Annotated in this window: 9 protein-coding genes; 7 read left to right on the top strand and 2 right to left on the bottom strand. The window is 72.8% G+C overall.

All coding sequences use genetic code 11. The features are described 5' to 3' along the window. Positions 1-62 precede the first annotated feature (62 nt). Complete coding sequence (locus tag Nocox_RS25070; RefSeq protein ID WP_020541079.1) at positions 63-1,583, bottom strand: glycoside hydrolase family 13 protein; 1,521 nt, start codon at positions 1,581-1,583, stop codon at positions 63-65. 279 nt (positions 1,584-1,862) lie between these two features. Between Nocox_RS25070 and Nocox_RS25065 the strand changes: the two genes are divergently transcribed. The 3 genes from Nocox_RS25065 to Nocox_RS25055 all read left to right on the top strand — a co-directional run bounded on the left by Nocox_RS25065 (position 1,863) and on the right by Nocox_RS25055 (position 5,270). Further along, positions 1,863-3,623, top strand: coding sequence for a glycoside hydrolase family 13 protein (locus tag Nocox_RS25065; RefSeq protein ID WP_211212534.1), 1,761 nt, complete (start codon positions 1,863-1,865; stop codon positions 3,621-3,623). A 78-nt stretch (positions 3,624-3,701) separates the two neighbouring features. After that, the gene (locus Nocox_RS25060; RefSeq protein WP_026213905.1) at positions 3,702-4,955 is read left to right on the top strand and encodes a right-handed parallel beta-helix repeat-containing protein; all 1,254 of its coding nucleotides are present in this window, start codon (positions 3,702-3,704) and stop codon (positions 4,953-4,955) included. Between the two features lie 9 nt (positions 4,956-4,964). Beyond that, positions 4,965-5,270 carry a hypothetical protein gene (locus Nocox_RS25055; protein WP_020541081.1) on the top strand — a complete coding sequence of 102 codons (306 nt, stop codon included), beginning with the start codon at positions 4,965-4,967 and terminating at the stop codon, positions 5,268-5,270. Here the strand turns inward: Nocox_RS25055 and Nocox_RS25050 are convergent, their stop codons facing one another. Beyond that, entirely contained in the window at positions 5,271-5,852 is a 582-nt protein-coding gene (locus Nocox_RS25050) for a TetR/AcrR family transcriptional regulator (protein ID WP_020541082.1), read from the bottom strand. A gap of 55 nt (positions 5,853-5,907) precedes the next feature. Here Nocox_RS25050 and Nocox_RS25045 point away from each other — a divergent pair, with 55 nt between their 5' ends. From Nocox_RS25045 to Nocox_RS25030, 4 genes are all read left to right on the top strand, one after another. After that, complete coding sequence (locus Nocox_RS25045) at positions 5,908-9,072, top strand: bifunctional cytochrome P450/NADPH--P450 reductase (protein ID WP_020541083.1); 3,165 nt, start codon at positions 5,908-5,910, stop codon at positions 9,070-9,072. 194 nt (positions 9,073-9,266) lie between these two features. Beyond that, complete coding sequence (locus tag Nocox_RS25040) at positions 9,267-9,878, top strand: ACT domain-containing protein (protein WP_020541084.1); 612 nt, start codon at positions 9,267-9,269, stop codon at positions 9,876-9,878. Positions 9,879-9,967: 89 nt separating this feature from the next. After that, on the top strand, positions 9,968-11,131 hold the full coding sequence (locus Nocox_RS25035; RefSeq protein WP_020541085.1) for an acyl-CoA dehydrogenase family protein: 1,164 nt from the start codon (positions 9,968-9,970) through the stop codon (positions 11,129-11,131). A gap of 155 nt (positions 11,132-11,286) precedes the next feature. Further along, a complete protein-coding gene (locus Nocox_RS25030) occupies positions 11,287-12,261 on the top strand; it encodes a cation diffusion facilitator family transporter (protein ID WP_246649532.1) in 975 nt (324 codons plus the stop codon). Positions 12,262-12,281: the final 20 nt, after the last annotated feature.

Here is a 12,281-nt window from a genome sequence, read left to right as displayed (position 1 = left end):
ACATTACCGAGCGTCATGGCTCACAGATGGCGCGAGCAGGGAAAGATCCCCCAAAGCGTCAGTTATGACTCGTCAGGGCTGGATCCGGACCGTTGGATCCAGACGGCGGTGTCGGGCGGGATCGACCCGTCGGCCTCCAGCGGGCCGCTGGCCAGCAGCACCTCGCCCGCGACGTCCGGCCGCACCGGACGCTCGCCGGTGTTGAGCACCACGACCAGGCCGGGGTGCCGCTCGACGGCCAGGACGTCCTCGGGGGAGTCCAGCCAGGTCAGCGTGCCGCCGCCGAGCGCCGGATGCCGTCTGCGCAGGCGCAGCGCCGCCCGGTAGAGGTTCAGCGTCGAGTCCGGGTCGTCCTCCTGGGCCGCGGCCGACAGCGCCGTCCACTCCGCCGGGATCGGCAGCCACGGGTCGACCCAGCCGCAGCCGGGCTCGGCGGTCCACGGGATCGGCACCCGGCAGCCGTCGCGGCTCTCGCCCCGGCGCAGGAACGCCGGGTCCTGGCGCAGCTCGTCCGGCAGGTCGAGCACGTCGGGCAGGCCCAGCTCCTCGCCGTTGTAGAGGTAGGCCGAGCCGGGCAGGGCCAGCATGAGCAGGGTGGCCGCGCGGGCGCGGGCCAGGCCGCCGTGGCGGGTGGCGTGGCGCGGCTTGTCGTGGTTGGACAGCACCCAGGTGGTGGGCGCGCCGACCAGCTCGGCCTCGGCCAGCGACTTCTCGATGACCGCGCGGAACGACTTGGCGTGGAAGTCGGCCATCATGAACTCGAAGTTGAACGCCTGGTGCAGCTCGTCCGGGCCGATGTAGCGGGCCAGGCGCTCGGGGGAGGAGACCCACGCCTCGGCCACCGCCATCCTGCCGCCCGGGTAGGAGTCGAGGATCGGCCGCCACTCGCGGTAGATGTCGTGCACGCCGTCCTGGTCGAAGTACGGCACCTGCTCGTCGCCGAGCATCTCGGCCTGCGGGCCGTCCTTCGCCCCGACGTCCGGGAGGCCGGCGGCCTTGACCATGCCGTGGGCCACGTCCACGCGGAAGCCGTCCACGCCGCGGTCCAGCCAGAAGCGCAGGATGTCGCGGAACTCGGCGCGCACCTCGGGGTGGTCCCAGTTGAGGTCGGGCTGCTCCGGCGCGAACAGGTGCAGGTACCACTGGCCGTCCTCGACCTGGGTCCACGCCGGGCCGCCGAAGATCGACTCCCAGTCGTTGGGCTGGTCGCGGAAGACGTAGCGGTCGCGCAGCCCGGCCTGGAACCAGGGGTGCTGGTCGGAGGAGTGGTTCGGCACCAGGTCCACGACGACCCTGATGCCCTTGCCGTGGGCGTCGGCGACGAGCGCGTCGAAGTCGGCGAGCGTGCCGAAGCGCGGGTCCACGTCGCGGTGGTCGGCCACGTCGTAGCCGCCGTCGGCGAGGGGAGAGGTGTAGAAGGGGCTCAGCCAGATCGCGTCCACGCCGAGGCGGGCGAGGTAGTCCAGGCGGTCGCGCACGCCCTGGAGGTCGCCGGTGCCGTCGCCGTCGGCGTCGGCGAAGCTTCGCGGGTACACCTGGTACACGACGGCGTCCCGCCACCAGTCGTCGTTGCCGAGCAGCATGGTCGTCCTTCCCCCGGTGGACCCGAGCGGTCCGGTGATGTTCAGGTGGTTCGGTGGTGTTCTGGTGAAGGATGTCCCGATCGCCGGTTCCCGGTCAAGCGCAACTTTCCGCAAGTTGCAGGAGTGACGTGGGGGTTTGGTAGCGCTATTTCGCAAGACCTTCCAATTCTTGCAAAGTGCCGCTGACTTCGTGTGGTCACCCCGATCCTCGCGTGTTCCTCTGGAGCAGAGGTACGTCGTCCCCGGCCTCACGGCCGGCGCTGTCAAGGGATAGGTGCATTGCGCTACGTCGAGGAGCCGCATCACGACGGCTCGGCCCTGTACGTCCCCGACCAGGAGCCCGCGCTCGGCGCGCGGGTGACGCTCTGGCTGCGCGCGCCGCTGGCCGCGGGCGTCACCGCCGTGCGCGTACGGGCCGTCCACGACGGCGAGCCCCGCTACGCCGAAGCCGCGCCCGCCGCCAGGGACGTCCCCGGCCTCGGCCGCCGGGACACCTGGTGGCGGGCCGTGATCACGGCCGTCAACCCGGTCACGCCCTACCGGTTCCTGCTGGCGACCCGGCGGGGCCAGGTGTGGCTGACCGCGGCCGGCCTCGCCCCGTACGACGTCACCGACGCCACGGACTTCCGGCTGGTCTGCCACGAGCCGCCGCCGCGCTGGATGCGGGACTCGATCGTCTACCAGATCTTCCCCGACCGCTTCGAGCGCTCCCGCCCGATGCCCGGCCTGCCCGAGTGGGCGCTGCCGCGCGACTGGGACGCCGACCCCGTCATCCCCTCGGGGCCCGGGACCTCCCAGCAGTTCTACGGCGGCGACCTCGACGGCGTCGTCCGGCGGCTCGACCACGTCCAGAGCCTCGGCGCCGACACCGTCTACCTGACGCCGATCTTCCCGGCCCGCTCCAACCACCGCTACGACGCCGCCACCTTCGACCGGGTCGACCCGCTGCTCGGCGGCGACGCGGCGCTGCGCCGCCTGGCGGACGCGCTGCACGCGCGCGGCATGCGCCTGCTCGGCGACATCACCACCAACCACTGCGGTGACACCCACGCGTGGTTCACCGCCGCCGTCTCCGACGTCGACGCGCCCGAGCGTGAGATGTTCTACTTCGACCGTGACACCGGCGACTACGAGTCCTGGTGGGGCGTCAAGACGCTGCCCAAGCTCAACTGGACCAGCCCGCGCGTGCGCGAGGAGATGCGCGCGGTCCTGACCCGCTGGCTCGGCCCGCTCGACGGCTGGCGCGTGGACGTCGCCAACATGACCGGCCGGCGCGGCGCCGACGACCACGCGCACGAGGCCGCCGCGTACCTGCGGGCCGCGCTCGGCCCGGACGCGGCGCTCATCGCCGAGCACAACCACGACGCGAGCGGCGATCTCGACCGCGGCGGCTGGCACGGCACCATGAACTACGGCGGCTTCACCCGCCCGGTCTGGGCCTGGCTGCGCGCCCCCGACCTGGACCTCGACCGCTTCCTCGGGGTGCCGGGCGGCGTGCCCGAGCGCGACGGGCCCGCCACGCTCGCGACCATCAGGACCTTCGCCGCCCACATGTCGTGGCGCTCGTTCGTGCACTCCTGGCAGCTCCTCGACTCCCACGACTCGCCGCGCGTACGCACCGTCACCGGCTCGCGCGAGCGCCACCTGCTCGCCCTCGGCCTGCAGGCCACGCTGCCCGGCACGCCCATGGTCTACGCCGGCAGCGAGTTCGGCCTGACCGGCGTCAACGGCGAGCACTCGCGCACCCCGATGCCTGGAACCGGCCCGCCGACCAGGACCCCGCCACCCTCGCCGGCTACCGGGCGCTGCTCGGCCTGCGCCGCGCCGAGCCCGCGCTGCGCCATGGCGGGCTGCGCTGGCTGCACGCCGACGCCGACTGCCTGGTCTTCGCCCGCGAGACGGAGGAGGAGACGCTCGTGGTGGCCGCCCGCCGGGCCCCGGGCGGGCCGCTGCGGACCGGCGTCCGCATGGAGGGCGTGCACGGCGCGGCGGACGGCGACGAGATCCCCGGCAACATTTCCGGCGACGCAGAGTCACTGAGTGTGTGGCGCGTCACACACTGAACACGCTACGGTGGCCTGTGTTAATTGCCGTTTCAATTAGATAGTGGTGCGCTAGATGAGGTTGCTGTCCGTAGCCGTCCTGGCCTCGATTCTGCCCGCCGTTCCCGCGACGGCGGCCTCGGCCCGAGCGGGCACCACCTACTACGTCGACTCCAGGGCGGGCGACGACTCGGCCGCGGGCACCAGCGCCCGCGCGGCGTGGAGGACGCTCGACGCGGTCAACGCCGCCGACCTCAAGCCCGGCGACACCGTCGCGCTCAAGCGCGGCAGCTCCTTCACCGGCCCGCTCAGGCTGACCGCCAAGGGCACCGCCGCCCGGCCGATCTCCGTCAAGTCCTACGGCAAGGGACCGCTGGCCAGGATCAGCGGCTCCGACAACGACTGCGTGATCATCCGCGGCGACAACTGGCGGGTCAGCGACCTGCGCGCCTCCCGCTGCCGCTGGGCCGGCTTCCGCGTCGACGGCCGCGGCAACCAGCTCTCCGGCGTGCGGGCCGACGGCAACGTCGCCGGGGTGCAGATCACCGGCTCGCGCAACACCGTCCGCGACAGCGTCCTCAGCGACAACAGCCGCATGAGCGTCAACAACGCGGGCGGCGACGACGACTCCGGCGCCTTCGGCGTGCTGCTCAACGGCGACGACAACGTGATCACCGGCAACACCATCACCGGCAGCTACGCCAGGAGCGCCGACTACGGCACCGACGGCGCCGCCATCGAGATCTACGACGGCGACCGCAACCTCGTCACCCACAACATCTCCCGCGACAACGAGACCTTCACCGAGCTCGGCGCGCGCAAGGGCAGGACCGCCACCGGCAACGTCTTCGCCTTCAACGTCGTGACCTCCTCCCGAGGCCGGGCCTCCTTCCTCGTCACCCGTGGCCCCGGCCACGTCGTCGGGCCGGTCAAGGGCACCATCGCGGTGCACAACTCGGTCTACCTGCCCGCCAAGGAGACCATCGGCTGGTCCTGCCACGACGGCTGCTCGCCCGGGATCCTCAAGCTCCGCAACAACGTCATCATCGTCGGCGGCGAGGCCGGCTGGGAGGACGGCAAGGGCGCCGACGAGGCCGGCAGCGTCTACCAGGGGCGCACCAAGTTCAAGCTCGGGCCCAAGTCCGTCGTGGCCGACCCGAGGTTCGTCTCCCGCACCGACCTGCGGCTGCGGCCCGGTTCCCCGGCCATCGGCCGTGCCCTGCCGCTGAGCGCCGCCTGGTTCGGCGGCGGCAAGGGCCGCCCCAAGGACATCCTGGGCCGCGAGCTGGACGGCACGCCGGACGCGGGGGCCTACCAGAGCGGCCGTTAGCATGGGGCGGTGGTAGCTCCTGATCTTCGCCGGCCGCTGGTCCGGCAGCTCGCCGAGTCCGAGGGCCCGCGCCGCTACTGGCACACCGCCGACGACGCGGGCCGCGTGTGGCTGTTCGAGAGCGTCGAGGGCGGCGATGGCGAGCAGTGGGCGATCCGGCAGGTCGAGGTCGGCCCCGACCGCGCCGCCCGCCGCTACTGGTGGCGGCACCTCCAGGACGAGCAGGGCTTCCTCACCGACCAGCCGCTGGAGATCTGGGACCTCACCGAGATCACCGGGGCCGCCTTCGACTCCGTGTGGGAGGCGGCCGGCTGATCAGCCCCGCGCGCCGGCGCCCGCCGCGCCGCCTTCCAGGCCCCGGACGATGAGCTCGACCGCGATGTTCAGGCTGCGCCCGGTCTCCTCGGGGTCGTCGGGCAGGTGACCCCGCAGCTGCGACGAGATGATCCCCGACACGAACGCGTACAGCACGTCGCTCGTGCGCCGCAGCTCCTCCTCGGGCACCCCCGCCAGCCGCAGGATGCGCTCCAGCACCTGCCACAGTGACATCCGCCGGTCGGCGACCATGCGCGGATGACCGTGCACGTAGATCCACAGGGCGGGGTGCTGCCGTGCGTGCCGGTGGTAGGCGAGCGCCAGGGCGCGAAGCTGCTCCTGCCACGGCCGGCCGTCGTCGGACGGCAGGCTCATCCGGCGCGCCGCCGTGGCGCACACGAGCTCCAGCAGCGCCTCCTTGCTCTCCACGTGGTGGTAGAGCGACATCGGGTTGACGGCGAGCTCGGCGGCCAGCTTGCGCATGGACAGCCCTTCGACGCCGCCGGCGTCCACCAGTCGCAGCGCCGCGGCGCTGATCTCGTCGATGTTCAGCGGGGTTCCCCTGCGCGCGCTCACGGCCATACACCGTATGGTAGCGTCAGCCATACGGTGTATGGCTACCTTCCTGGAGCACGTGATGGCACGGACGATCCCCGCCCCGCAAGGGCTGCCCCTCCTCGGCAACACGTTGCAGATCCCCGCGCACGCGCCGACGGAGCACTTCGTCGAGGTGGCGGCCCGTTACCGGGAGGAGGGCGTCTTCCGCCTGGAGGTCGCCGGCCGGACCATCGTGATGGTCTTCGACCCCGACCTGGTCGCCGAGGTGTGCGACGAGAGCCGCTTCGTCAAGCGCATCCGGCCGCCGCTGTCGATCGTGCGCGAGTTCGGCGGCGACGGCCTGTTCACCGCCGAGCGGCACGAGCCGGTCTGGGGGCAGGCGCACCGCATCCTGCTGCCCGCCTTCAGCCAGCGCTCGATGAAGGCGTACTACCCGCAGTTCCTGGAGGTCGCCGAGCGGCTCGTCGCCTCCTGGGCGGCCCGGCAGGGCGAGGACCTGCCCGTCGCCGACGACATGACCAGGCTCACGCTCGACACGATCTCGCTCACCGGGTTCGGCCACCGCTTCGACTCCTTCGACTCGCCCGAGCTGCACCCGTTCCTCAAGGCCATGGGCGGGGCGCTCACCGAGGCCATGCTGCGCAACCAGCAGCTCCCGTTCGTCACCCGGCTCAAGCGCCGGCACGAGGAGGCCTACCAGCGCGACATCGCCACCATGCGGGCCCTGGTCGACGACGTCATCAGGGAGCGCAGGGCCGGGGGCGGCGGCGGGTCGGGCGACCTGCTCGGGCTCATGCTGGAGGCCGCCGACCCGCGGACCGGCGCCCGGCTGTCCGACGAGAACATCCGCAACCAGGTGCTCACCTTCCTCATCGCCGGCCACGAGACCACCAGCGGCCTGCTCTCCTTCGCGCTGTACAACCTGCTGCGCGAGCCCCACACGCTGGCCCGCGCCTACGAGGAGGTGGACCGGCTGCTGCCCGGCGACGAACCGCCCTCCTACGAGACGATCATGAAGCTCGACGTCGTCCCCCGCGTCCTGGAGGAGACGCTGCGTCTGTGGTCGCCGATCCCCGCGTTCGGCGTGAGCGCGATCGAGGACACCGAGATCGGCGGCTACCCGATCCCCAAGGACCAGGGCGTGGGCGTGCTGCTGCCGGTCCTGCACCGCCATCCCAAGGCGTGGGAGCGGCCGGACGAGTTCGACATCGACCGCTGGCTGCCCGGGCAGCGCGAGCACCACCATCCGGCCGCGTACAAGCCGTTCGGCAACGGGGAGCGGGCCTGCATCGGCCGCCAGTTCGCGCTCACCGAGGCCAGGCTGGCGCTGGCGATGATCCTGCGCCGCTTCGCGCTGTCCGACCCGGACGCCTACCGGATGAAGATCAAGCAGACCCTCACCCTCAAGCCGGACGGGTTCACCCTGCGGGTACGCGAGCGGCGCGCCCACGAACGAACCGTCGCCGCCCTCCCCGCCGCCGCCCTGCCCGCCGCCGTCACGTCCGAGCGGGAGCGGGACGTGGAGGTCGCCGGGGTGCCGCTCACCGTCGCCTACGGCTCCAACCTCGGCACCAGCGCCGACCTCGCCGAACGGCTGGCCGAGCGGGCCGGGCGGGCCGGCTTCGCCACCACGCTGACCACGCTCGACGAGCTCGCCGCCACGCTCACCACGCCCGGCGAGGCCGGCCCGCCGCCCGAGGGCCCGCTGATCGTGGTCGCCTCCTCCTACAACGGCAAGGCCCCCGACAACGCCCAGCGCTTCGACGCCCTCGGCACGCTGCCGGACCTGTCCGGGACACGCCTCGCGGTGCTCGGCTGCGGCAACACCCAGTGGCCGACCTACCAGGCGTTCCCGCGCCGCGTCAGCGACAAGCTGACCGCCGCCGGCGCGGTGCCGCTGGTCGAGCGGGGCGAGGCCGACACCGACGGCGACTTCGACGGCGACGTGTCGGCCTGGACCGCCCGCCTCTGGGCGGCCCTCGCCGGGGAGTACGGCGCCGGCGCCGCCGCGACCGGCCCCCGCTACACGATGGAGGTGCTGAGCGAGGCCGAGGTCCGGCCGGCCGTCGTCTCCGAGCGGGCCGTCCCGCTGACCGTCGTCGCCAACGAGGAGCTGACCGGCGACCCCGCCGGGCTCTGGGACTTCTCGGCCGAGGCGCCCCGTCCCGGCGTGCGCTCCATCGTGGCCCGGCTGCCCGAGGGCGTCACCTACACGGCGGGCGACCACCTGGCCGTCTTCGCCAAGAACGACCCCGAGCTGGTCGAATGGGCGTTGCGCTGCCTGCGCGTCCCCCGCGAGCAGGTCCTGCGGCTGCGCGCCTCCGGCGCCACGCACCTGCCCGTGGACACGCCGGTGACCGCCGGGCTGCTGCTGAGCGAGTTCGCCGAGCTGCAGGAGGTCGCCACCCGGGCCGATCTGGAGGCGCTGGCCGCCCACACCGGGTGCCCGTTCACCCGCCGCCAGCTCGCCGAGCTGACCGCGAACTACGCCGAGGAGGTCCTCGCCAAGCGCCTGTCCCCGCTGGCGCTGCTCGACCGCTTCCCCGCGATCGAGCTGCCGCTGCCGGTGTTCCTGGAGCTGGCCGGGCCGATCAGGCCCCGCTACTACTCGGTCTCCTCCTCGCCGCTGGCCGATCCGTCGCTGGCGCGGCTCACGGTCGGGCTCGTCGAGGGCCCCGCGTGGTCGGGGAGCGGCACCTACCACGGCACCTGCTCGGCGTACCTGGCCGGGCTGGGGGAGGGCGAGGTCTTCTACGGCTACGTCCGGGTGCCCGCGCCCGCGTTCCGGCTGCCCGCCGACCCGTCCACGCCGGTGATCCTCGTCGGCCCCGGCACCGGGTTCGCGCCGCTGCGCGGCTTCCTGGAGGAGCGGGCGCTGTCGGCCGCCCCCGGCCGGGTCCTGGTGTTCGCCGGGTGCCGGCACCCCGAGCACGACCTGCTCTACCGCGACGAGCTCGCGGCCTGGGCCGGGCGGCCGGAGGTGAGCGTGCGCACCGCGTTCTCGGCCGTCGCCGGGCATCCGTACCGGTACGTCCAGGACGCGCTCGCCGCGCACGGCGAGGAGGTGTGGGAGCTGCTGGAGCGGGGCGCGCACGTGTACGTCTGCGGCGACGGCCTGCGCATGGCGCCCGCCGTCCGGCAGGCCCTGCTGGACCTGCACCGGGAACGCTCGGGCGGGGACGGCGCCGCCTGGCTGGCCGGTCTGGAGGAAGTCGGCCGCTACCAGCAGGACGTGTTCGCCTGACCTCGGATCGTCGTCAGCCGTCCGGCTCTTGGGGCACGATCTGCGAAAACTCCAGCCCGCTATGGGCAGACCGTGGTTGATAATCCGGACTTAAACCCGAATCTAGGGATAGAAGCGCAGCATGTACGAAATTTCCGTGGAACAAACAGGAAACCTTTCCACGGCACTGTGAGAGCTCGGGAAAGGGGGCGGCGATGTTGCTGCGACTGAGGGTGTCCCTGCCGGACCGGCCGGGCGGGCTCGGCCAGGTGGCCAAGGCGCTGGGCACACTCGGAGCCGACATCCTGCAGGTCACCGTGCTCGAACGGGAGACCGGGCGGGCCGTGGACGACTTCACCGTCTCCTGGCCGGGCCAGGTGACCCCGGCCGAGGCCCGCGAGCGGCTGTCGGCGGTGCCCGGACTGCGCGTCGAAGGCGTGTGGACCACCAAGGAGGTGCCGGGGTCGGCGCTCGACTACGACCTGCTCTCGCACGTCGTGGCCGAGCCGGGCCGCGGCCTCGCCACCCTGGTGGACGCGCTGCCGGGGCTGTGCGGGGCGGAGTGGTCGCTCGCGGTGGCCGACGGCGCGGTGCGGCACGCCTCGCTGGCCGCCCCCGACACGTTCGAGCTGCCCGCGCCGCCTCCCCGCGCCGTCGCCGTGGACGCCCGCGAGCTGCGGCTCATGCTGCTGCCGGTGCTGGACCACGACATGCACCTCGTCGTGGCGCGGGCCGCGGAAGGACCGGTCTTCCACCGCGCGGAGATCGAGCGCGCCGTCCGCATCGTGGACGTCGTCGCCAAGCTCGCCGCCCGGACCACCGCGTAGGACCTCCGCTTCGCAGGACATTGACCTGGTAAGTGCCGCCTTATTAACGTGAGCTGCCTGATCAGCGAGCGGACGGGGATTCGAGGCACATGGATTTCGAGCTGACCGACGAGCAGAAGGCGTTCCGGGAGACCCTGCGCGCGTTCGTGGACAAGGAGATCGTGCCGGTCGCCGTCGAGTGGGAGCACTCCGGCAGGTACCCGGCCGAGATCGTCGACAAGATGAAGCAGATGGGCCTGTTCGGCCTGTCCGTGCCCGAGGAGTACGGCGGCATGGGCGCCGACATGGTGTCGTTCGCCCTGGTCTTCGAGGAGATCGCGCGCGGCTGGATGGGCGTGGCAGGCACCATCGGCTCCCACTCGCTCGCCTGCTGGATGATCAACCGGCACGGCACCGAGGAGCAGCGGCGCCTCCACCTCAGGGACCTCGCCACCGGCGCCCGCCGCACCGCGATCGCCCTCACCGAGCCCGGCGCCGGCACCGACCTCCAGGGCATCCAGACCCGCGCGGTACGCGACGGAGACCACTACGTGGTGACCGGCACCAAGACGTGGATCACCAACGCCCGCCACGCCGACCCGCTGCCCGTCCTCGTCAAGACCTCGATCACCGAGCCCGCCCACAAGGGCATGTCCGTGCTGCTCGTGGACCCGTCCTCGCCCGGCTTCAGCGTCAGCCGCGACCTGCCCAAGCTCGGCTACAAGGGCACCGAGACCTGCGAGGTGGTGCTCGACGAGGTACGGGTGCCGGTCTCCGCCCTGCTCGGCGGCGTCGAGGGGCGCGGCATGCAGCAGGTGCTCGGCGGGCTGGAGATCGGCCGGGTCAACATCGCCGCCCGCGCCGTCGGCGTGGCGCAGGCCGCCTACGACGCCGCGCTCGGCTACGCCCGGCAGCGCACCGCGTTCGGGCAGCCCATCGCCGACTTCCAGGCCGTCCAGCTCAAGCTCGCCGACCTGGCCACCGAGATCCAGGCGGCGCGGCTGCTGACGTACTGGGCGGCGTCCCAGGCCGACAGCGGCAAGCGGGTGGACATGGAGGCCGGGATGGCGAAGTACTTCGCCTCCGAGGTGGCGCTGAAGGCGTCCCTGGAGTCGATGCGCATCCACGGCGGCTACGGCTACTCGCAGGAGTTCGCGGTCGAGCGGCTCTACCGGGACGCGCCGCTGATGGCGATCGGCGAGGGCACCAACGACGTGCAGCGGCTGGTGATCGCCCGCGCGCTGGTGTCGGGCAAGGGCAGGATCGGCTGGTGACGGCCGGCTCCCTATCCTGGTGCCAGTGACGGCCTGCGCGAGCGAGGGGTGCCATGGCTCACCAGCGGAACTCCGGCCCCGACCATGATCACGGCCCCGACCATGATCACGGTCACGGGCATGGTCACGGGCAGCGGCGTGGTCTCAAAGGGCTGGTGAGGCGGGTCGCGCACGTCGTGACCCCGCACACCCACGACAGCGCCGGCCGCACCGACACCGCCCTGGAGTCCAGCAGCCGCGGCATGCGGGTCCTCGCCGTCTCCTTCGCCGCGCTGATGGTCACCGCCGCCGTCCAGGCGGTCATCGTCGTGGCCTCCGGCTCGGTGGCGCTGCTCGGCGACACCCTGCACAACGTCGCCGACGCCCTCACCGCCGTCCCGCTGGCCATCGCGTTCTCGGTCGGCCGCCGCGCGGCCACCCGCCGCTTCACCTACGGCTACGGCCGCGCCGAGGACCTGGCGGGCATCGTCATCGTCGCGATCATCGCCGCCTCCGCCGCCCTCGCCGGGTACGAGGCCGTCCAGCGCCTCCTGCACCCCCAGGACATCCGCGCCGTCGGCTGGGTGGCCGCCGCCGCGGTCGTCGGCTTCCTGGGCAACGAGTGGGTGGCCCGCTACCGGATCAGGGTCGGCAAGGAGATCGGCTCGGCCGCCCTGGTCGCCGACGGCCTGCACGCAAGGACCGACGGCTTCACCTCGCTCGCCGTGCTCCTCGGCGCGGGCGGCGCCGCGCTCGGCTTCCCGGTCGCCGACCCCGTCGTCGGCCTGCTGATCACCGTCGCCATCTGCTTCGTCCTGCGCGACGCGGCCCGCGAGATCTACCACCGCCTCATGGACGCCGTGGACCCCGCTCTGGTGGACGCGGCGGAGGGCATCCTCACCGGGGTGCCCGGCGTGCGGAGCGTCGGCTCGGTCCGGCTGCGCTGGATCGGCCACGCCCTGCGCGCCGAGGTGGAGATCCTGGTGAGCCACGACATGTCGGTCGTGGACGCGCACGCGGTGGCCGTCGAGGCCGAGCACCGCCTCATCCACGAGCTGCCCCGCCTGCGCGCCGCGACCGTCCACACCGACCCCTACGGCCCGGACGGCGCCGACCACCACGCCTCGCTCACCGCGCACCGGAGCGAGTGAGGAGACGGGCGGCATCACCC

This window comes from Nonomuraea coxensis DSM 45129, assembly GCF_019397265.1.
Taxonomy (GTDB): Bacteria; Actinomycetota; Actinomycetes; order Streptosporangiales; family Streptosporangiaceae; genus Nonomuraea; species Nonomuraea coxensis.
The sequence above is the reverse complement of the archived record's forward strand: the minus strand, read 5'-3'. Positions and strand labels throughout refer to the sequence as shown.